17 protein-coding genes are annotated in these 21,185 nt (G+C 51.2%); 12 read left to right on the plus strand and 5 right to left on the minus strand.

All coding sequences use genetic code 11. The features are described from left to right. Positions 1 to 15 precede the first annotated feature (15 nt). The 5 genes from AC6ESP_RS23450 (at position 16) to AC6ESP_RS23470 (ending at position 5,480) form a co-directional block, all read left to right on the plus strand. On the plus strand, positions 16 to 882 hold the full coding sequence (locus tag AC6ESP_RS23450; protein WP_497099198.1) for a nitrilase-related carbon-nitrogen hydrolase: 867 nt from the start codon (positions 16 to 18) through the stop codon (positions 880 to 882). 45 nt (positions 883 to 927) lie between these two features. Beyond that, on the plus strand, positions 928 to 2,286 hold the full coding sequence (locus AC6ESP_RS23455; RefSeq protein WP_497099157.1) for an NAD(P)-dependent oxidoreductase: 1,359 nt from the start codon (positions 928 to 930) through the stop codon (positions 2,284 to 2,286). A gap of 206 nt (positions 2,287 to 2,492) precedes the next feature. Continuing rightward, complete coding sequence (gene preA, locus AC6ESP_RS23460; protein ID WP_497099158.1) at positions 2,493 to 3,791, plus strand: NAD-dependent dihydropyrimidine dehydrogenase subunit PreA; 1,299 nt, start codon at positions 2,493 to 2,495, stop codon at positions 3,789 to 3,791. Between the two features lie 3 nt (positions 3,792 to 3,794). Continuing rightward, positions 3,795 to 5,180, plus strand: coding sequence for a dihydropyrimidinase (hydA, locus tag AC6ESP_RS23465; protein WP_497099159.1), 1,386 nt, complete (start codon positions 3,795 to 3,797; stop codon positions 5,178 to 5,180). Between the two features lie 75 nt (positions 5,181 to 5,255). Continuing rightward, positions 5,256 to 5,480, plus strand: coding sequence for a hypothetical protein (locus tag AC6ESP_RS23470; protein ID WP_497099160.1), 225 nt, complete (start codon positions 5,256 to 5,258; stop codon positions 5,478 to 5,480). Positions 5,481 to 5,509: 29 nt separating this feature from the next. On the opposite strand, the gene AC6ESP_RS23475 is transcribed toward AC6ESP_RS23470, so the two are convergent. Then, a complete protein-coding gene (locus AC6ESP_RS23475; protein ID WP_497099161.1) occupies positions 5,510 to 7,123 on the minus strand; it encodes a PucR family transcriptional regulator in 1,614 nt (537 codons plus the stop codon). Between the two features lie 91 nt (positions 7,124 to 7,214). Here AC6ESP_RS23475 and AC6ESP_RS23480 point away from each other — a divergent pair, with 91 nt between their 5' ends. The 4 genes from AC6ESP_RS23480 (at position 7,215) to AC6ESP_RS23495 (ending at position 14,499) form a co-directional block, all read left to right on the plus strand. After that, entirely contained in the window at positions 7,215 to 8,687 is a 1,473-nt protein-coding gene (locus AC6ESP_RS23480; protein ID WP_497099162.1) for a CoA-acylating methylmalonate-semialdehyde dehydrogenase, read from the plus strand. An 82-nt stretch (positions 8,688 to 8,769) separates the two neighbouring features. After that, entirely contained in the window at positions 8,770 to 9,897 is a 1,128-nt protein-coding gene (ald, locus tag AC6ESP_RS23485; RefSeq protein WP_497099163.1) for an alanine dehydrogenase, read from the plus strand. A 343-nt stretch (positions 9,898 to 10,240) separates the two neighbouring features. Further along, on the plus strand, positions 10,241 to 11,410 hold the full coding sequence (locus AC6ESP_RS23490; RefSeq protein ID WP_497099199.1) for an exonuclease SbcCD subunit D: 1,170 nt from the start codon (positions 10,241 to 10,243) through the stop codon (positions 11,408 to 11,410). Continuing rightward, positions 11,407 to 14,499, plus strand: a complete 3,093-nt coding sequence (locus AC6ESP_RS23495; protein ID WP_497099164.1) for an AAA family ATPase — start codon at positions 11,407 to 11,409, stop codon at positions 14,497 to 14,499. Before AC6ESP_RS23490 ends, AC6ESP_RS23495 begins: the two co-directional genes overlap by 4 nt. 86 nt (positions 14,500 to 14,585) lie before the next feature. Here AC6ESP_RS23495 and AC6ESP_RS23500 read toward each other — a convergent pair whose 3' ends face one another. Next, positions 14,586 to 15,098, minus strand: coding sequence for a hypothetical protein (locus tag AC6ESP_RS23500; protein ID WP_497099165.1), 513 nt, complete (start codon positions 15,096 to 15,098; stop codon positions 14,586 to 14,588). A gap of 66 nt (positions 15,099 to 15,164) precedes the next feature. Between AC6ESP_RS23500 and AC6ESP_RS23505 the strand changes: the two genes are divergently transcribed. Both AC6ESP_RS23505 and AC6ESP_RS23510 read left to right on the plus strand, forming a co-directional pair. Beyond that, on the plus strand, positions 15,165 to 15,545 hold the full coding sequence (locus AC6ESP_RS23505; protein WP_497099166.1) for a DUF423 domain-containing protein: 381 nt from the start codon (positions 15,165 to 15,167) through the stop codon (positions 15,543 to 15,545). Between the two features lie 136 nt (positions 15,546 to 15,681). Next, entirely contained in the window at positions 15,682 to 17,586 is a 1,905-nt protein-coding gene (locus tag AC6ESP_RS23510; RefSeq protein ID WP_497099167.1) for a putative bifunctional diguanylate cyclase/phosphodiesterase, read from the plus strand. 80 nt (positions 17,587 to 17,666) lie between these two features. Here the strand turns inward: AC6ESP_RS23510 and AC6ESP_RS23515 are convergent, their stop codons facing one another. After that, positions 17,667 to 18,125, minus strand: coding sequence for a hypothetical protein (locus AC6ESP_RS23515; RefSeq protein WP_497099168.1), 459 nt, complete (start codon positions 18,123 to 18,125; stop codon positions 17,667 to 17,669). Between the two features lie 235 nt (positions 18,126 to 18,360). Here AC6ESP_RS23515 and AC6ESP_RS23520 point away from each other — a divergent pair, with 235 nt between their 5' ends. Continuing rightward, entirely contained in the window at positions 18,361 to 18,666 is a 306-nt protein-coding gene (locus AC6ESP_RS23520; protein WP_497099169.1) for a YunC family protein, read from the plus strand. A 77-nt stretch (positions 18,667 to 18,743) separates the two neighbouring features. Here AC6ESP_RS23520 and mtnA read toward each other — a convergent pair whose 3' ends face one another. Next, on the minus strand, positions 18,744 to 19,796 hold the full coding sequence (mtnA, locus tag AC6ESP_RS23525; RefSeq protein ID WP_497099170.1) for an S-methyl-5-thioribose-1-phosphate isomerase: 1,053 nt from the start codon (positions 19,794 to 19,796) through the stop codon (positions 18,744 to 18,746). Between the two features lie 65 nt (positions 19,797 to 19,861). Then, entirely contained in the window at positions 19,862 to 21,082 is a 1,221-nt protein-coding gene (gene mtnK / locus AC6ESP_RS23530) for an S-methyl-5-thioribose kinase (protein ID WP_497099171.1), read from the minus strand. Positions 21,083 to 21,185: the final 103 nt, after the last annotated feature.

The raw sequence follows: 21,185 nt of genomic DNA on the forward strand, positions 1-21,185 counted from the left end.
GAGAGCAAAGTAACGATTGGTTTAATTCAAGCATCCAACGATATCCACGGCGACGAGCCAGTAGAGATTCATAAGAAAGCAGCAATCGAGAAGCATATCGGACTCATTCGCGAAGCAGCAGCGAAGGGAGCACAGATTATCTCGCTGCAGGAAATATTTTATGGCCCGTACTTCTGCTCAGAGCAGCAGACCAAATGGTATACGGCCGCCGAGGAGATTCCGAATGGCCCTACGACGAAGCTGTTCCAAGAGCTGGCGAAGGAGCTGGGCGTCGTTATCATTCTTCCAATCTATGAGCGGGAAGGCATTGCGACTTATTACAATACAGCGGCAGTCATTGATGCTGATGGCGCCTACTTGGGCAAGTACCGCAAGCATCATATTCCGCATGTGGCTGCTGGCGGGGGGGCATGCGGCTTCTGGGAGAAATATTATTTTAAGCCGGGCAATCTGGGATATCCGGTATTCGATACGGCCTTCGCCAAGGTAGGCGTCTATATTTGCTACGATCGACATTTTCCAGAAGGTGCTCGGGCGCTTGGGCTGGGTGGAGCGGAGATCGTATTTAACCCATCTGCTACGGTAGCAGGCACCTCAGAATACCTATGGAAGCTGGAGCAGCCGGCGCATGCAGTGGCTAACGGCTATTACGTAGCTGCTATCAATCGTATTGGTGTCGAGGCTCCTTGGAATATGGGGGAGTTCTACGGCCAGTCCTATCTGGTTGATCCGCGCGGAGAGATTGTCGCCATTGGCAGCAGGGATCAAGATGAGGTCATTATTGGAGTAATGGACAAAGAGCTGATCAGAGAAGTACGTGATGTATGGCAGTTCTATCGTGATCGCAGGCCGGAGACCTACAACAATCTCGTTAATTTGTAGCAATAGCTGGCAAGCATTCGAGCATGTGAGGAGGGGATGGGACAGATGAGCACTACGTATATTTCTGTAGAAGCATTAAGACGAAATTTCGCTGAGGTGAAGGCTGGCATGAAGCCAAAGGAGGCGATTGAGGAATCGAATCGCTGCTTGTATTGCTACGATGCCCCATGTATTCAGGCTTGTCCAACAGGGATCAACATTCCATCCTTTATCAAAAAGATCGCTTCTGGCAATATGAAGGGCTCGGCTAGAGCGATTATGGATGCGAATCCCGTTGGAGCCACCTGCTCACGCGTATGTCCAACGGAGGAGCTCTGCGAAGGCGCCTGTGTGCTTAATCATTCATCGAAGCCGATTATGATTGGAGATCTACAACGCTATGCGACGGACTGGGCAATTCGTAATGAGCAGGTGCTGTTCACGGCAGGTCGGAGCAATGGCAAGAGCGCTGCTATTATCGGCGGCGGACCTGCAGGGCTGTCAGCAGCAAGGGAGCTTGCTAGATTCGGCTTCGCTGTAACGGTATTCGAAGCGAAGGAGCAAGCAGGAGGATTGGATACGTATGGTATCGTATCCTTCCGATTGCCTCAGGAAATCTCGTTATGGGAGGTTGAGCAGGTTAGACAGCTGGGCGTAGATATTCGGACGAATACGAAGGTTGGCGTAGATATTAGCGTGGAGCAGCTGCTTCATAAGTACGACGCTGTTGTGCTTGCAATTGGCATGTCGAAGGTGCCAATGCTTGGCATTGAAGGCGAGCAGCTGCAAGGCGTATACGATGCAATCGACTTCGTAGAGTCGACCAAAACAGCGGTTCATACCGAGCTTGTCGGCAAGCGGGTTGCTGTTATTGGAGCGGGCAACACCGCTATTGATGCCGCGACCTGCTCGGTACGGCTCGGTGCGGACAATGTGAAGATCGTCTACCGGAGGACAGCCGAGGAAATGACGGCTTATAATTTTGAATTCGATTTCGCCAAGCAGGATGGAGTGGAATTCAAGTGGCTTACGGCACCGACGCGAATCATTGGTGATGCCGACGGCAAGGTGACTGGCATGGAATGTGTGTCGATGCGGCTGGAGGAATCCCCCGAAGGACGGGCACGGCCAGTTGCAATAGAAGGCTCTGCGTTCGTAATGGAGCTTGATGCTGTCATACTGGCTATTGGCCAGACACGTCATATGCCGCTAATTGAGCAGCTTGGACTTGTGCATAAACGCGGAGTTGTTACGGTTGATACGCAGACCTACCAGACATCAGATCCACGAGTCTTCGCTGCTGGGGATGTCATATTCGGCGAAGGTCAAGGAGAAGCGATGGTCGTATCGGCAGCGCAGCAAGGCAAGCGAGCTGCATATTCGATCTATGAGCAGCTGGTGAAGCTACAGGAGGAGACGGCGTAGCTAGCAGCAAGGCTATCTTCTACGAATAATGTGGCATGAAGGGATCATTTGCATGAGCTACACCGGTGATTGGAAGAACATCGTCATGAGATGTGTTTCATTGAAATGGCAGGAATGAAGCTGGCGAACGGGAGATCGACCAGTTGAATGGATTGGAACAGGGATAGCTTAGCAGCAAGCAAACAAAATGGTGGGAGGGGTACGTAATGGCTGATTTAAGAACGAATCTGGCGGGCATTTCATCTCCGAATCCGTTCTGGCTCGCATCGGCGCCGCCTACGAATACAGGATACCAGGTGCAGCGTGCTTTCGAAGCAGGTTGGGGAGGAGCTGTATGGAAGACATTGGGTGATCCGATCATCAATACGTCTTCTCGGTTCGCCGCTGTTCATTTCAATGGGCAGCGCGTAGCAGGCTTCAACAATATTGAGCTAATAACGGATCGGCCCCTTGAGATTAATCTGAAGGAAATCTATGAGACCAAAAAAAGATTCCCAGCTCATGCGGTCGTAGCGTCATTAATGGTCGAGCCAACGCGTGAGAAATGGCATGAGATCGTGAAGAAAGTGGAAGCGATCGGCGTAGACGGCCTCGAACTTAACTTCGGCTGTCCACATGGGATGGCGGAACGAGGGATGGGGGCTGCCTCCGGTCAGCAGCCAGATCTTGTAGAAGCCCAGACGATGTGGGTGAAGGAGGTTGCTACGACCCCGGTTATCGTTAAGCTGACTCCGAACATTACCGACATTACGGCAACGGCGAAGGCAGCTGTTCGCGGCGGGGCCGATGCGATCTCGCTTATTAATACGATTAACTCCTTGGCTGGTGTTGATCTGGATTCATGGAACACGATTCCTCATGTCGGGGGCAAGGGGGCTCATGGCGGCTACTGTGGTCCGGCGGTTAAGCCGATTGCGCTTAATATGGTGGCGGAATGCGCTCGTAATCCTTATGTGAATATCCCGATATCCGGCATTGGCGGGATCTCCAACTGGAAGGATGCAGTCGAGTTCATGCTAATGGGGGCAACAGGTGTCCAGATCTGTACAGCAGCGATGCATCATGGCTTCAGCATCGTGGAGGACATGATTGACGGGCTGAACAATTATTTGGATGACAAGGGTCTAAGCTCTATTACGGAGCTGATTGGGAAATCTGTTACCCGATATTCCGACTGGGGAGATCTGGATCTGAATTATCAGGTTGTTGCTCGTATTAATGAGGACAACTGTATCGTATGCAATAAATGCCATATTGCTTGTGAAGACACCTCGCATCAATGCATCGAACGTCATACGGATGCTGATGGCCGTGCTTATTTGTTAGTACGGGAGGAAGATTGCGTAGGCTGTAATCTCTGCTCTATTGTATGTCCAGTTGAAGATGCTATTGCGATGGTCGAGATTCCACCGACGGAGCTGCCGATGTCATGGAATGAACGGCAAAAAGCAGTAGCAAGTGTCGGTTCCAAGCAAGCACCACCTGACGCGAAGGAGGCTGTATAGCGAATGGCTAAGTTAATTCAGAACGGGACAATTGTAACAGCGACAGACACCTATAAGGCGGATGTGCTCATCGACAATGGGATCATTACGCAGATTGGAATTGGACTGGAGTCGGCAGATGCTGAGATCATTGATGCCACGGGACAATACGTATTCCCTGGAGGGGTCGATCCGCATACCCATCTGGATATGCCATTCGGCGGTACAGTAACAGCCGATGATTTCGAGACAGGTACGATTGCAGCCGCTTTCGGCGGTACAACGACGGTTATCGACTTCTGCCTGACGGACAAAGGCAAGCCGCTCAGCGATTCCATTAAGAAATGGCATGCCAAGTCCGAGGGGAAAGCGGCGATTGACTACAGCTTCCATCTCATGATTGGCGAGATCAACGATGCTGTGCTTGCGGAGCTGCCAGATATCGTTAATGAGGAAGGTATTACGTCGTTCAAGGTTTTTATGGCTTACAAGAATGTATTCCAAGCTGATGACGGTACACTGTACCGTACCATGCTGACAGCGAAGGAATTAGGCGCAATGGTAATGGTACATGCAGAGAATGGCGATGTCATCGAATATCTGGTGGAGAAGGCTCTTGCCGAAGGCAATACGGACCCGATCTATCATGCGCTGACGAGACCGTCTGCCATTGAAGGGGAAGCAACGGGCAGGGCAGCGAAGCTTGCTGGGATGACGGGTGCACGGCTCTATGTTGTACATGTAACCTGTGCCGAGGCGGTCCAAGCGATCGTCGAGGCTCGCAGTCAAGGCGTCGATATTTGGGGTGAGACGTGCCCGCAATATTTGGTGCTGGATCAATCGTATCTGGAGCTTCCAGATTTCGAAGGGGCCAAGTATGTATGGTCCCCGCCGCTGCGCGAGACTTACCATCAGGATGTATTATGGAATGCGCTGAGGACGGGACAGCTTCAGACGATTGGATCAGACCAATGCTCATTCAACTTCAAGGGACAGAAGGATCTCGGTCTAGGTGATTTCAGCAAAATACCGAACGGCGGTCCGGTTATTGAGGATAGATTCTCCCTCTTGTATTCCGAAGGAGCTGCCAAGGGACGTATTACGCTTAATCAATTCGTAGATATCGTATCGACTAGGAATGCGAAGCTGTTCGGTCTGTTCCCTCGAAAAGGAACGATAGCAGTAGGAAGCGATGCCGATATCGTCCTGTTCGACCCCACGGTAGAGAGGACGATCTCAGCGGATACGCATCATATGAACGTGGACTACAATCCTTTTGAAGGAATGACCGTTAAGGGTGTTCCAGCGAGCGTATTGTCCAGAGGTGAATTCGTCATTCGAGAACAGCAATTCGTAGGGACTGCCGGCTCGGGACAGTTTTTGAAAAGAAATACGTATCATACAGCGTGAGCTCCGCTCACTGGGGACAAGGAAGCCATTAAGCTATAGCATGACGAGACGATTAAGCTGACGGGAGGTCATTGGATGTCCGCCTATAAGGAGTTTCTGGAAGAGAAGGAACGAATGGATGGCTTTATTGCTAGGAATTTTATGATATGTGGAGTAGAAGAAACGTTAAGCGGTGCTATTCTGAAGCTGGAGCATCCGGGCGGAGAAACGGCCACTGTACACGTGTTCTCCGCTGATGCTCGCAAATATATGTCTAATCTGATTATTAAGCAGTTGTCCGCTGAGGCCAAACTAAGCTAGGTAAGGCTACGTATGATGTATGGCAGAGGCTACTTAATAGCTCCATAGGTGTATTCATAGGCATGAAGGGCAAGCTCTATCGCAAGCCGCTTATCTGGATTCATATAATCATCGCCCAGCAAGGACGCGATTTTGTCCAGGCGGTGATAGAGTGTCTGCCTCACGACGAACAGCTCTTTGGCCGTATCCTGCTTGGAGCCTGACAGGGCTAGATAGATCTTCAAGGTTTTGAGCAGCTGGCTGTTCTTCTCTTGATCATAGCGGGTAATTGGGCCGATATATTCTTCTATTAGAGTAGGCAGCATGCCTGTCTTCTTAAGAGCGGCAATGACCCTATACGCGTGAAGATCATTGTAGAAAGGCGAGGGCAGCGGCCCAATGTCCTTCTGTATCGCTACCGTTTCTTGAGCCGACTCGTAGCTCTCCTGAGCCTGTGCCAGATCGGTCATATATTTGCCTACACCCACCGTCCCGCCAAAAAGTGCAGGCTCCTGATGGCGTTCGGTTTTGCGCAGCCGCTCGATGGCCCGCAGCAGCCGTTCCTTCCATTTAATCTGATTCAGCTGATCGATCAGCACGAATACGATCGCCTCATGGAGCGCGGCTGGCAGCAGGTAGAAGCCCTCACCTTCAAATATAGCTCTAGCCACCATATTCTTCTGGATAAGCAGCGCCTCGCCATCCTTCCACTCTGCGAGCTTAACGTCTAGACGGAACAGGCAGACGATGACGCTGCTCAGCTTCGCAGAAGGCTTGATAGAGCTAATATAATCACGAATATCTTGTGGAGTATGCTTCCCGCTCAGCCATTCCGTCACCCACAGATCATCCTTATAGCGGCGCTTCTCTTCCATGTATTTCGTACGCATCATCTCTTGTGCAATAGCTGTTGCACAGCGATCCAACGCCAGAATTTGAAATTCGCTAAGCTCATGCTTTGCTTGCAGGAGCAGATCGGCGAATAGATGATCGAGAGCAAGAATAGGACGGTGAGCCAGCTTATGCTTGATTTGGGGTGCGGCGAACATCTCGCCATAGACCCATTTCTCATAGAAGGCATCGGCTCTGGCTCTTGGCATATGGGGCATGAATTGTGCCTCCGCATTAAGTGGGAAGAAGGCTACCTGTGCGCCAGTCGTCTGATGCAGCAGCTTGAGAAGAGACATGATGCCCTTGCCGGAGAGCAAGAGCTGGTTCAATTGGGTGGACAGCAATTCGAGCTCCGATACCATTCGATGATGCTGGTGAATGAAGTAGGCATGCAGATCCTGTGTAATATCGATGTAACGGACTTCTTCGTGGAAAAAAAGGAGTGGGAAGTGCTCGCGCTCGGCAAGCTCAATCATGCGGTCAAACGGCTTCTTCGTGTAAGTGCCCAGCTCAATGCATAATCCAGAGGCTCCAGAGTCGATTAATTGCTGTAGGAAGGAGACACTTCGTTCTTCATCATCATGCCATCCGATACCTGTCGAGAGGATGAGTTCATTCCCGTTCAAGAGATGACCAACTTGGATGACTTCCATAATATGTACCCATTTGACTGTGCGGTTGAGTGCTTCTTCACTTGCTATCGTCTCGGCTTTCTGGAACAAGGGACGTTGCAGGATATCTCTTACTGTAAGCTGCAGCAGCGTTTCGACCATCGGCATTCACCGCCCTAATGAGGTTTATTAATAGTATACAAGATGTCTAATGGATCAGGTGAAAAAATATGCAGCCAGGAGTGAGCTGAAAATGAATAGAAATACAGACCTCTTGCAGGGAACGCAGCATTTGTCCAATTTTATCGGCGGGCAATGGGTAGCTGCCTCCGGCAATCAAGTTGACAATGTGTTCAATCCAGCGACGGGGGAGAGCATTGCTGTTCTGCCTTTGTCGGAGCAGGAGGATGTGGATGCTGCTGTAGCCTCGGCTAAGGCTGCCTACGAGTCATGGAGCAGAACCCCTGTTCCGAAGCGGGCAAGAGTATTGTTCCGTTACTGGCAGCTGCTTCAAGAGCATTATGAGGAGCTGGCTCAGCTCATTACGCTGGAGAATGGCAAGAGCTACAAGGAAGCCTATGGGGAGGTGCTCCGCGGCATTGAATGTGTTGAATTCGCGGCAGGCGCCCCATCGCTTATGATGGGCTCGACTCTCTCCAATATTGCGACAGATATGGATTCGGAGCTGTTCCGTGTTCCTCTTGGGGTGGTCGGCGGCATTACGCCATTCAATTTCCCGATGATGGTGCCCTGCTGGATGTTCCCGCTTGCCATTGCCTGCGGCAATACGTTCGTGCTGAAGCCATCGGAGCGGACGCCGCTTACAGCGAGCAGGCTCGTGCAGCTGTTCCATGAAGCGGGCCTGCCGGATGGTGTGCTCAATATGGTGCATGGCAGCCATGCTGTCGTGAACGGCCTGACGGCAAGCCCAGATGTGAAGGCGATCTCTTTTGTAGGCTCGCAGCCAGTCGCCAAATATGTATATGAACGCTCTTCTTCCTTCGGCAAAAGAGTACAAGCGCTGGCAGGCGCCAAAAACTATCACATCATCATGCCTGATGCTCATGTTGAGAAGACGGTTGAGAATATTATCGCTTCTTCGTTCGGAAGTGCAGGCGAGCGCTGCATGGCATGCTCAGCAGTTGTGGTCGTCGGCGATGGCCGTGCAGTCATGGAGGCGCTGCAGCAGGCGGCAGCCAGTATGGTTGTGGGTGATGGCATGCGGGAGGATGTGACGCTAACGCCTGTCATTCGCCCTGAGCATCGTCAGCGGATTGAAGCTTATATAGAGAAGGGAATTCAAGAGGGAGCAAAGCTGCTGCTGGATGGCCGTAAGAACAGCTGTAGGAGTGAAGAGGGGTATTTTCTCGGCGCGACGCTGTTCGATGAGGTGAAGCCCGATATGACCATCGCGCAGGAAGAAATATTCGGCCCTGTGCTGTCGGTGCTGCGAGCGGCTGATCTGGACGAAGCTGTCGCCATCGTTAACCAATCTCGGTTCGGTAATTCAGCCGTTATTTATACGGACAATGCGAAGGCGGTCAGGCAGTTCCGCGAGGAGACGGAAGCTGGCATGCTCGGGGTCAATGTCGGAGTCCCAGCACCGATGGCGTTCTTCCCATTCTCTGGCTGGAAGGATTCATTCTATGGGGATCTGCATGCTAACGGCAAGGATGGCGTTGAGTTCTATACGAAGAAGAAAATGATTACTTCGCGGTATTTTTAGAAGCAGAGTGTAGCAATGGAGAAGATAGGGGTAAAGGTAGAGATAGAGGAATAGTCATTGGTGGAGAAGGAGAGAGGCGGCTATGGAAATCGGGGTTCCGAAGGAAATCAAGAGCAACGAGAACAGAGTCGCGATTACGCCTGGCGGCGTATATGAGATGACGCGTCATGGGCATCAGGTGTATATAGAGACGGGAGCGGGCATCGGCTCGGGCTACACAGATGAACAGTATAGGAAGGCTGGTGCAAGGATCTCCTTGAAGCCAGAGGAGGTATGGTCAAGAGCGCTGGTTATGAAGGTGAAGGAGCCGCTGCCGCAGGAGTATGGCTATTTTCACGAGTCGCTCATTCTGTTCACGTACCTGCATCTTGCGGCTGAGAAGGAGCTGACAGAGGCACTTGTCCAGCACCGGGTAACGGCTATTGCGTATGAAACCGTACAGCTGGCTAACGGCCAGCTGCCGCTGCTGACTCCGATGAGTGATATTGCTGGACGGATGGCAGCACAGATCGGCGCACAGTTTCTGGAGAAGACTCGAGGCGGCAAAGGCATTCTGCTAGGCGGTGTTCCAGGTGTGAAGAAAGGCCGGGTCGCTATTATCGGCGGCGGCGTGGTCGGAACGGGGGCGGCGCAGATTGCGCTCGGCCTAGGAGCGGAGGTATCGATTCTGGATACCGATGCCAACCGGCTGCGTGCGCTGGAGGATCGGTTCGGCGGACGTGTGCAGACGCTGTCCTCCAGCGCCAGCCAAATTGCGGAAGCTGCCGCGGAGGCAGATCTGCTGATTGGCGCTGTGCTTATTCCAGGAGCTAAGGCTCCGAAGCTCGTGACAGAGGATATGGTGCGAACGATGGCAGCAGGCTCAGTCATTGTAGATGTTGCTATTGATCAAGGTGGAAGCGTGGGGACGATAGACCGCATCACCACTCATGCAGATCCGGTGTTCGAGAAGCATGGTGTGCTCCATTATGCGGTAGCGAATATGCCTGGGGCGGTACCGCAGACCTCGACAGCGGCACTTACGAACGTGACGCTGCCTTATGCACTCTCTATTGCCAGTAAGGGCTTATATGAGACGCTAACTAGCAGCGAGGCTCTTCGGGCAGGAGTGAATACGATGGGCGGCTGCCTCACACATCAAGCGGTTGCGAAGGCTCATGACATGGATTACATCTCTATGGATGAGTATCTGCAATCCTCGATTGCCTGAACGAATAGGAAGGGAATAAGCCTTAAGAAGACACTAGTTAATAGTAGTCTTCTTAAGGTTTTTTTATTGCAGCTATAGCAGGCAATACATAAGAAGCGACGCTGAGCAGAGGAGTGCGCATGGCGCCGAGGAAGCTCTCTATTCTAGCGTTCACAATTGTTTCACATGCCTATGGAGCATGATTCATCCCTTCGTGCATCGCGGTTTTCATTCACAAGCAGCAGCACAGACAAGGCTGGGGGAAATATTTGCTGGAAGGAAATTAGCTGCTGCAGGGCGAATTGGAATATGTTTGCGGGTATTTATAGGTGGCTCGCAGATGGAAAGGAACGTGACTATTACTATGAAGCTATTTCATACCGCAGACTGGCATTTGGGCAAGCTGGTACAGGGTGTATATATGACAGAAGATCAGCGCTATGCGCTCAAGCAGCTGGCAGCAGCTGTAGAAGAAGAACGGCCGGATGCCGTTATTATTGCTGGCGATCTCTATGATCGTGCAGTACCGCCTACGGAGGCAGTAGAGCTGCTTGATGAGCTGCTGAGAACCATTGTAATGGAGCTGAATACGCCCGTTCTGGCGATATCAGGCAACCATGACAGTCCAGATCGGATAGACTTCGGCACGTCGATGATGGAAAGCCGCGGACTGTATATCGCAGGGCGGTTGAAGGCAGATATGAAGCCGGTCGTTCTGAGTGATGCGTATGGGGAAGTGCATTTCTATCTCGTGCCTTATGCAGACCCAGCTCAGGTGAGGCTTGCGCTTGGCGATGAACAGATACGGTCGCATGATGACGCGATGCGTGCGGTAACGAAGCGGATTGAAGAGAAGCTCGACAAGGGAGCCAGACATGTCTTCATTGGACATGCATTCGTAACCGCATCCGGTGCGGCAGAGCCTAATACGAGCGATTCCGAGCGTCCGCTGGCGATCGGCGGGGCGGAGCATGTACGTGCGAATTATTTTGACCCGTTTCATTATACGGCACTTGGTCATCTGCATCAGGCGCATTTTGTCGGGCAGGACAAGATCAGGTATGCCGGCTCTCCGCTGAAATATTCGATCTCGGAGGAGAATCATAACAAGGGCTATTATGTTGTGGAGCTGGATCAGAATGGGGCAGTGGCGATCGGTAAAAGAGACTTCAAGCCGCTGCGCGAAATGCGGAGGGTAACGGGAACGATGGAGGAGATCGAGACGCATCCGATATGTGAGGATTATGTATTCGTCACTCTTCTCAACGATAACCCTGTTCTCTTCCCGATGGAGAAGGTTCGTGCAATCTACCCGAATGCGCTGCATGTTGAGAGGCGCGTAACGCCGCTGCTTGCAGCTGGGGAGACGGCAGAGGATGCGGGTCTGGCAGTCCGTCGGCGAGAAGCGGATCCACTCTCCTTGTTCGTGTCCTTCTATCAGGAAGTAAAAGGTGTTCCGCTAAGTGATCATAAGAAGCAGCTGTTCGCAGAGACGTTCGAGCAGCTGCTGCGCGAGGAAGGGGGTGCCGTATGAGGCCGCTCAAATTAACGATGACCGCATTCGGTCCCTATCGCGATGCGGAAACGGTAGATTTCGCTAGATTAGAGAACCATCGGCTGTTCGTTATCTCCGGGAGCACGGGAGCGGGAAAAACGACGATATTCGATGCGATCTGCTTCGCGCTCTATGGCGTGGCAAGCGGTGAAGACCGTTCCGAGCCGCGTATGCTTCGGAGCCATTTTGCCCAGGATGACATTCATACAGCAGTGGAGTTCGACTTCGCAATTGGGCGCAGGTCTTATCGCTTATTCCGTCAGCTGCCTCATCGCAAAGGAACGAATAAGAGTGAGACAGGCGGCAAGGCAGAGCTGTATGAGACAACAGACGGACAGGAGCTTCCTGCTGTAGACCGATTCACAGTATCGGATGTGAATGCGAAGGTTGAGACGATTATTGGGCTCACGAAGGAACAGTTCAATCAGATCGTCATGCTGCCGCAAGGTGAGTTCCGCAAGCTGCTGACCTCTGATACGGACAATAAAGAGGAAATTCTGCGCCGCATATTCCGGACTGAGCTGTATCAGCGGCTCGAGTCTCGGTTTCAGCAGCGTAACCGCGAGCTGAACGATGCCTTGAAGGAAGCGAGGCTGAGGGCCGAGCTCTTAATGAAGCAGACGGCGGAAGCACTGCCGCTGCGGGAGGATAGTGCATTCGCCCGGACACTAGGGCAGGATGTGTACAGCTCTGCGCAGCTGACCGAAGGGCTGGAGCAGGAGATCTCTTATTACCGCGAGCTTACGCGGGAAGGGGAAGCTGGCAAGTCGGCGCTAGAAGACTTGCTGGAGGCGCAGCAGGCGAAGCTGGCAAGCGCGATTGCGCTGAACGCGCGGTTCGCCGAGCTTGCTGGCGAACGTGTGCGGCGCGAGCAGCTGGAGCAGCAGCGCGGCGATCATGCTGAGCTGGGCCGCCAGCTGACACTGGCGGAGCGGGCAGCTCAGCTGCTGCCTTACGCGGAGCAGGCGGGGCGAGCGAGACAGGAGGCAGAGGCGAAGCGCAAGCAGCGTGACGTGCGCAGAGCTGGAGCAGAGGCTGCAGCCCAGTCACTAGCTGTGGCGGAGGAGCAGTATCGCCGCGAGGAGCTGCGAGAAGCGGAACGCATCGGGGCAGAGCGAGAGCTTCACAGACTTACAGAGCTGGCACCGGCTGTACAGACACTGGATGCGCAGCGGCAAGTCGTAGAGCGGCTAGTCAAGGAGGAGAAGAGTGGGAGTGAGAAGCTAAGCCAAGCCGAAGCGCTTATAGCGGCAGCCAAGGAAACGAAGCTATCCTATGGGCAGCAGCTTAGAGCCATTGAAGGCGAGACGATGGTCCTGCCGGAGAAGCTCGAGGAGCTGCGTCAGATTGAGCAGCAGGGCAAGCATATCTCGAAGCTGCTTGAGCTGGAGAAGCAGCTAGAGAAGCAGGCTGGCATGGAAGCTGAGCTGCAGCAGGCGCTAGGCCGTATTCGTGCAGAGCATGAGCAGCTTGAGGTCCGGTGGATTGAAGGACAGTCAAGCCTGCTCGCAGCTCATCTGCATGACGGTAAGCCCTGTCCTGTATGTGGAAGCGAGGAGCATCCTGACAAAGCGGTGATGTCCTCGGCCGTTCCATCGCGAGAGCAGCTGCAGCAGGCGAAGGAGCAGCTGAGTGTGGTGGAGCGCGAGCTTAATGAAGCGAGGCTACAAGCAGCAGCCTCCCGATCAAGCTGGGACGGAAGCGCTGCAGAGCTTGCTGAGCTGGGGGGCGAAGCGGCCAATCTAAGCGCTCAGCAAGCATCCTTAAGACAGCGCTGGAAGCAGCTCAAGGAGGAGACCGACCTCCTGCAGCAGCAGAGCAAGGCTTACCGGAGCGTGAAGCAGCAAGCAGAAGAGCTTGAGGAGAGAATGGAGCAGCTGCAGCAGGCGAAGGAAGCGCTGCAGACCCAGCAGCAGCAGACGGCTGTCGAGCGAAGCACGAAGCAATCCTTGCTGGAGAAGGAGCTGGAGCGTATTCCGCTGTCGCTGCGTTCTCCTGAGGCGATGAACCAGAAGCTGACCGCACAGCGTCAAGTGTCAGAGGGGCTGGCCGCCGCATGGAAAGCCATTCAGGAGCAGGTGCAGCGTCTGCGTATGAAGGCTGCTGAGGAGAAGGTGTACGCCGAGCAGACCGAGCAGCAATTCATAGAAGCGCGAAGCAGCAGCGAGCAAGCGGCTGAACGCTTCTCACAGGAGCTTCAGAAGGCTGGATTCGAGAGCGAAGAAGAGTACAAGGCGGCCTCTCTGCCGGACAATGCGCGACAAGCACTTAGACAGCAGATCGAGGGCTATAAGACGGCTGTTGCAGCAGCCGAGCACCGCGTAGCGGAGCTTGAGCTTGAGCTCGCGGAGAAGCAGCCCTCCGATATGGAGGTGCTGAATGCTAAGACTGCTGAGCTGAAGCTCAAGCTGGACACTGTCATTAGCGTCATGCAGACGGCATCTCGTTATGCGGAGGAAGCGGAGCGCTTAAGCAAGCTGCTTGCATCTGCTGCCGTGTTGGTGAAAGAGCTGGAAGCTAGCCTGGAGCAGGTGCTGGATGTGTATCAGATGCTGAAAGGTGATAACGCGCTAAAAATATCATTCGAACGCTACATCCTTATTGAGTTTCTTGAGCAGATTCTGCATGCGGCTAACGTCAGGCTTCAACATCTGTCCGGCGGGCAATATGTGCTGCAAAGAAGTGACAGGCTGGAAACACGAGGCAAGCAAAGTGGACTTGGGCTGGATGTATATGATGCCTATACGGGTCAGAACCGCGATGTCAAAACAATGTCCGGCGGCGAGAAGTTCAATGCTTCTCTCTGCTTAGCGCTTGGGATGACTGACGTCATTCAGGCACATCAAGGCGGTATATCTATCGAAATGATGTTCATCGATGAAGGCTTCGGTTCACTAGATGAGGACGCCTTGAACAAGGCGATAGAAGCGCTGATCGACCTGCAGCGTTCAGGTCGGATGATCGGGGTTATCTCCCATGTTCAGGAGCTTAAGGCCGCTTTCCCAGCCAGCCTTGAGGTTCATAAGACGAAGGAAGGCTACAGCCGCACGTCAATTACGGTAAGATAGACAGCTTCAAATAAGAAAAGGCTGATCGCCTGGGAGCATGGAGCTACCCGGGCAATCAGCCTGCTGTGAACATGAAATGATGCTAGCTATACTGAAGCTGTTGCGAGAAGGCTAATAGCGAACAACCCTACTGTTCCGAGTACAATTAACCCGTTCAAGATGATGCCGACGATGGCAAAAGCCTTGCGGCGATTCTTGGAGCAAGCGCCAATAATGCCGAGAATTAGACCGACAAGTGCTACAGCGATAGAAGCTAAGATGCTTAATCCGGCTAACATAATCGGTACAATGGAATCTGAGAGCTGACTGTCGATATTGGCAAGATCGTCCAGCAGCAGCTGTGGATCGCTAGCCGCTTGACTGACGAATACGGCAGCCATGATAAATCCAATTACGATAAGGACTACAGCTGCAAGCGATATAATGAATGACGCGATGCCAAGTCCTGATTGCTTGATTCGTTCATTCTCTTGCGGAGGCAAAGGCGTGTTCGCAAGAGCGGGCTGCGAGGCGTAGGGATTGTAATTGCGTCGCTCCGATTGCAGGCTGCCTTCGGATTCGGTATTCTCCCGCGGGAAGTCCTTTTGATCTTCTTCCAAGGTTAACAACTCCTTTTATAACTAATACGGTAAAATTATACACAAACTTGAAAGGAATGAACAACAATGTTTCAAAAATATTTTGCTTATGGCGCCATTGGCGCAGCTCTAGCTGTTGCACTAGGGGCATTCGGAGCCCACGCTTTGGAAAAAATCGTATCAGCAAATCTACTTACGACCTTCGAGACAGGGGTACGCTACCATATGTATCACTCATTAGGACTCATGCTGGTGGCGCTGTTAGCGGACCGTATCGGTGACAGCAGACTGCTGCGTGTCGGGGGAAGGTTGTTAATCGCAGGCATTGTTATATTTAGCGGAAGCCTGTATGTGCTGGTTCTTACTGATACTCCTATATTAGGTGCTGTTACACCTATTGGCGGAGTGGCTTTCCTCTCTGGATGGGGCTGTATTATCGCAGCAGCGCTCAAGGCTCGTCATAAATAGATGATTATCGACAGTTTCTAATAATATATTACATTTTCCTTCACTGCTTTAGTAAATATTTCTATACCGTCACGCCCATATCGTTTATACTGATACAGACACTCACTTGACTGGAACAGAGGAAGGAAGTTGGTGTGTGACTAAACGGATGGATGACTCGCCGAAGAGACGGCCACGAGACGCGGTTGCGCAGCCGCCGAATAGATCCTGGACGGCAAATGTACTCGTATGGATTGCCGTTGCAGCTGTGGCTGTACTTATCTTTTTTTGGATTGTTAATCCTTTGCTCAGATGGTTTTTATGGGCTGTGACAGCATCAATCTTAGTAGTTACATTCATCATTTTGTCCAAGCGCCGCCATTCTGTTAGCTTTCAGAACTTTCATACGCCAATAGTAGAAACGCTGCTTCGATCAGAGGCTGTACCGCTTGCTGTGCTGGATCGCAGCGGAGTTATCATGGAGATGAACGATGCCTCGAGCAAGACGCTCGGTTATAGTCGTTCAGAGCTTCTAGGCAATCCTCTTACACCGCTTATTGAGCCGGGCAGTCGTCAGAACTTACTGGATTTGCTGGCTCAGTCGCTTCTAGGGGATGCACAGCAGGCGAATGTTCATATTACCCATCGATCCGGATATCCGCTTGAGCTTCAGGTCGTCTGTGCTCCGATGCTTAAAGGTCAGGATGTGATTGGTACAGTCATTGTTATCCATGATCTAAGCGACCGCAAACGGAATGTCGAGAGAATCCGCTATATGGCCTATTATGATGATATGACAGGACTTCCGAATCGAACTTTGTTTCATATTAAGCTAAATGAAAGCCTGGATTTAGCGAAGGCAAGCAATCGTCTGGTTGGATTATGTTATTTGGATCTGGATCGGTTCAAGCTAGTCAACGCTTCGTTCGGCCGTGAATTCGGTGATATGCTTCTAATGCAAGTAGCGGAACGCTTAACAAGTGCGATCTCCGAGCGAGGATTCGCTGCTCGCATGGAGGGCGATGAATTCGCTCTGCTGTTCACACATGTGGAATCGGGGGAGCATCTGGTCGGGCTCGCACGGGAACTCCTGGTTGCGATCGAGGAGCCGTTCGAGCTGAAGGGCTTTCCGCTTCACATTACGGGAAGTATCGGTGTCATAACGAGCAGTATCGAAGAGGATGACGGTTATTTGCTGCTTAAGAAGGCCGATATGGCATTGATTAGAGTGAAAGAGAGCGGCAAAAACGATTGTATGCTCTATTCAGAGAGCTGGGACAATTCCTCGCTAGAGCGCCTTACTCTGCAGCATGAAATGTACCGCGCGATTCAGCGCAAGGAATTCGTGCTTCATTATCAGCCGCAATATGATATGGTGTCGGGTATGATGGTAGGTGTGGAAGCGCTAGTACGCTGGAAGCATCCGGTCAAAGGAATGATTCCGCCTGGTGAATTTATCCCATTAGCTGAAGAAAGCGGAATGATTGTACAGATTGGCGACTGGGTGCTGGAGGAAGCATGCCGTCAGAACAAAGCTTGGCAGGATGCAGGACTGCCGCCAATGCCTGTATCTGTGAATTTGTCTATTAGACAATTCGTGCAGCATGATCTTTCGAGCAAAGTAGCAGCAGTGCTCGAGAAGACGGGCTTGAAGCCGGAATTTCTGGATCTGGAAATTACGGAATCGATGACGATGGATATCGGACATGTGTCGCGCTGCTTAATAGCCTTGACTGATATGGGCATCGGTATTAGCATCGATGATTTCGGCACCGGCTACAGCTCCTTTCATTACTTGAAAAACTTCCCGATCGACCGGTTGAAGATTGACCGTTCATTCGTGAGAGATATTCAACAAGATCCGAGCGATGCGGAGATCGTTGCAGCCATTATTGCAATGGCGCATAACCTGAACATTCAGGTTATCGCAGAAGGCGTGGAGACGGAAGGTCAAATGGAGTTCCTGCGGAAGCATAATTGCGACGAGATACAGGGTTACTTCTGGAGTCCCCCAGTGACTAGTGATAGCATTGAGCAGATGTTAGGGGCGGCATACATATAAGAGAACAACCAACTGAGAGGTGGAAGACATCTCAGTTGGTTGTTCTCTTTTTTTAGTCCGATGAAGGTATTGATCTACAGCTATTCTTGAAAATCTTCAATCTCATTCAGACGAAACGTGTAGACCTGCTTCTCATCTACATGGTAGACCGTTATGATGGTTGTCACTTCATCCATGTTAATAATTCTGCAAGGAATGCTAAGCTTGATTCCTAAACCTTTGTTCACAATTAAACGTATGAGCTTATTATTCTTCATATAACCGCGTATGGCCTCAAACCCGCTGACCATTGGACTGCTTGCTGCAGGTGCAGCCGTTTCTTGGAGTATATCGATGGGATGCTGCTCAGAAGATGCAGCTAGCCGCTCTTCAATGAGTTGGCCAAGCTGAATACCCTTGAGAATACGATAATCAGGAAAGGGAAGCTGATTCAGTGCTCGAATGAGCTGCTCTAGTGCAGCTTTATTGTTAGCGTCTTCAACAAGTAATTCAACTTGAAACAGGTATGTATTCGTATTAGATGGCTGCTTAGCTTTCATAATTCCCCCGAACTGCATGACTTGTATATAAATATATCATTAATTTGTCTAGTCTTATAGGCCTAAATTTATCCTTTTTAATGAGTATATGCATAAGTAAGTTATTCCCATGAATTAGGCTAGTCTGCTGCCCACGAACCACACCATTCATCTAATACCGATGAGAATGAACTGCATATAATGTTGATGCAGTTTGAACCATGTTATCCGGAAGAAGAAGGGGGTGGAACCCAAAATGATGCGAATGGTACCCGTTACGCTAGAGAACGGAGTTACAGTTATTGGTGTCGAAGTGAAGCTGCCCAAAACTACCTTACTTGCTGTAGCAACAGACAAAGGCTACATTATGTGCGGAGCTCTGGACGTTGGGCTCTTGAATGATCGGCTGAAGCATCGTGAGATCGTAGCCGGCAGAGCTGTTGGCGTGCAAACCCTTGAGCAGCTAATGGAAGCGCCGCTTGAATCCGTGACGACGACAGCGGAAGCATTAGGTATTGTTGTCGGTATGAAGGGCTCGGAAGCACTTCTCTTGATGTTATAGCACAGGAAAGCCCCTTGGTCGGCATATATAATATGCCGCTGCCAAGGGGCTTATCTTATGGATTGACTCTGGAAGGCTTATTCAAAAAGCTTCTTCAGGTTCACATCATAAGGAGCTTGGATAATGCCTTTTTCAGTAATGATTGCCGTCACATATTCATTAGGCGTGATATCAAAGGCAGGGTTGAACACTTTAACGCCTTGTGGCGCTGTTCTTTTGCCGAAGCCTTCTGTAATTTCTTCTGCATTACGCTCTTCGATCGGAATCTCCGAACCGTTAGGTGTATTCAGGTCGATCGTTGACAGCGGGCAAGCTACATAGAATGGAATGCCATGGGCTTTGGCAAGGACGGCCACGCTGTACGTACCGATCTTGTTCGCCACATCGCCATTGGCTGCTACGCGGTCGGTTCCGACGATTACAGCATTGATCCAGCCCTTGGACATGACCATGCCAGCCATGTTGTCGCAGATTAGCGTTACATCCACACCAGCCTGCTGCAGCTCGAATGCTGTTAATCTAGCCCCCTGAAGGACAGGGCGGGTCTCATCGGCGAATACGCGAAGCGACATGCCGCGCTCTTGTGCCAGATAGAAAGGAGCTAGAGCTGTGCCGTATTTGGCAGTAGCGAGTCCACCGGCATTGCAGTGAGTAAGAACACCCATATTATCCTCGAATAGGGTTAGCGCATGCTCTCCGATCATACGGTTCGTTTCTTCATCCTCGGATTGAATAGCGATGGCTTCATCCAACAATGCCTGCTTGATCGCTTCCAACGTGAGGTCGCTCTTGGATAGAACGTCAGCACGTGCTTTCATCCGATCCAGCGCCCAGAACAGATTAACGGCTGTTGGCCTGGAAGTAGCAAGGTATTCAGCCTGCTTATGGACTGCTTCAAGCCAGCTCTCAACCGAGGACTCGTTACGGCCTCCAAGTACAACGCCATATGCGGCAGAAATACCTATAGCTGGAGCTCCTCTTACTTTGAGATGGCGAATAGCTTCCCATACATCCTCCGATGTCGTAAGCGGCAAATAAACGATTTCTTCTGGCAAAAGCCTTTGGTCTAACAGATCAAGCCTGTTCTCCGTCCAGATGACAGATTGCAAGCCTACATAGTTGGTAGTCATATAGGTCAAATCCTTTCTTATTCTAAGGTTCTAAGTTGTCTATTAAATGAAGTAAGACGCAGGCGCTATGAATGCTTCTTCGCTGCTGCACTCAAGGCGATATCAATCGCTTGCTCGATAGATACAGCTTGTCGGTTCAAGTGAATAAGCGAGGTGCCGATGCTAAGAGCCATACGTTGTGCACGCTCGCGGACAGCAGCATCTGGAATCGTATCAATGTCAGCCACATGTGACAGGCCAACGATTCTTCTAACGATTTTGCAGCCAGCAAAGCCAATTGCATCCTGAAGCAGACGATTCATATAGTAACCCTGATAGCCTTGTGCGGAGCCTGCGAGTCTGTCAATGCCGTTATCTTCCCATAATGCGCGGAATTTCTGATCGAACTTCGTCCATACATCACGAATCGTATCAGTAAGATAACGGCGGAAGTCTGCGCGCTCTGCTTGGTCAGCAATCCAATGCTCTTGCCCAGCGAAATTCAGCAGCAGATTGGCAATGACAGCTCCAATATCGAAGCCTATTGGACCGAAATAGGCGAATTCCGGGTCAATAACTTTCGTTGACTCTGGCGTAGCGAATACGCTGCCTGTATGAAGATCCCCATGTAGAAGGGCTTGAGCATTCGTTAGGAACTTTTCGCGTAATATAGCCACTTCGAGATGGAGAGAGCCGTCTTGTCGCAAAGCTTCAGCTGCATCCTCAATGGCATCATCGTAGCTATTGTTAGTCGTTTCTGTGTAAGGGTCATCAAAAATAAGATCCTCCGTTATTTTGCACAGGTCAGGATTAATGAATTCTTTAACAAGGAGCTTCTTGTCCTGCTGATTCATACCTAGATCTGAAGTGTAAAATAAGGTGCGAGCCATGAAGGTCGAAATATCTTCAGCGAACTTCGGATAGCGAACGCCGGAGATTAATCCATGACGCATAATCATGTGATCGCTAAGGTCTTCCATTACGGTCAAAGCAAGCTCCGCATCATAATGGTACACAGCAGGAACAAGACCAGGTGCAAGCTTGTATTGGGACTGAAGAGCTTCACTCTCAATACGAGCACGATCAAGCGACAGCGGCCAAGATTCGCCGACAACCTTAGCATACGGCAGCGCTTGCTTCAGAATAAGTGCTTTCCCATTGCTTGGATCGATAATATGGAATACCAAATTCAAATTACCGTCGCCAATTTCACGTGATTGCAGCTCAGCGCCTTCGGAGAAAAAGCCCTCTATGGATCGCGCGATTTCAATTGCTTCTTGTTCTGTTAATGGATGATAAGCAGACATGCTTGTCCACCTCCTATAGTTATTAGAAGATACGCTTGTTAACTACTACACAGCTTATCTTTTATTGCAGGCTTGGGCAATGCCAAGTATTCTTCTCAGCTTA

Source organism: Paenibacillus xinjiangensis (assembly GCF_059686975.1).

Coding starts and splice junctions, on each gene's coding strand:
- AC6ESP_RS23455 (WP_497099157.1), top strand. CDS start 928: ATGAGCACTACGTATATTTCTGTAGAAGCATTAAGACGAAATTTCGCT.
- preA (WP_497099158.1), top strand. CDS start 2,493: ATGGCTGATTTAAGAACGAATCTGGCGGGCATTTCATCTCCGAATCCG.
- hydA (WP_497099159.1), top strand. CDS start 3,795: ATGGCTAAGTTAATTCAGAACGGGACAATTGTAACAGCGACAGACACC.
- AC6ESP_RS23470 (WP_497099160.1), top strand. CDS start 5,256: ATGTCCGCCTATAAGGAGTTTCTGGAAGAGAAGGAACGAATGGATGGC.
- AC6ESP_RS23475 (WP_497099161.1), bottom strand. CDS start 7,123: ATGGTCGAAACGCTGCTGCAGCTTACAGTAAGAGATATCCTGCAACGT.
- AC6ESP_RS23480 (WP_497099162.1), top strand. CDS start 7,215: ATGAATAGAAATACAGACCTCTTGCAGGGAACGCAGCATTTGTCCAAT.
- ald (WP_497099163.1), top strand. CDS start 8,770: ATGGAAATCGGGGTTCCGAAGGAAATCAAGAGCAACGAGAACAGAGTC.
- AC6ESP_RS23490 (WP_497099199.1), top strand. CDS start 10,241: ATGAAGCTATTTCATACCGCAGACTGGCATTTGGGCAAGCTGGTACAG.
- AC6ESP_RS23495 (WP_497099164.1), top strand. CDS start 11,407: ATGAGGCCGCTCAAATTAACGATGACCGCATTCGGTCCCTATCGCGAT.
- AC6ESP_RS23505 (WP_497099166.1), top strand. CDS start 15,165: ATGTTTCAAAAATATTTTGCTTATGGCGCCATTGGCGCAGCTCTAGCT.
- AC6ESP_RS23515 (WP_497099168.1), bottom strand. CDS start 18,125: ATGAAAGCTAAGCAGCCATCTAATACGAATACATACCTGTTTCAAGTT.
- AC6ESP_RS23520 (WP_497099169.1), top strand. CDS start 18,361: ATGATGCGAATGGTACCCGTTACGCTAGAGAACGGAGTTACAGTTATT.
- mtnA (WP_497099170.1), bottom strand. CDS start 19,796: ATGACTACCAACTATGTAGGCTTGCAATCTGTCATCTGGACGGAGAAC.
- mtnK (WP_497099171.1), bottom strand. CDS start 21,082: ATGTCTGCTTATCATCCATTAACAGAACAAGAAGCAATTGAAATCGCG.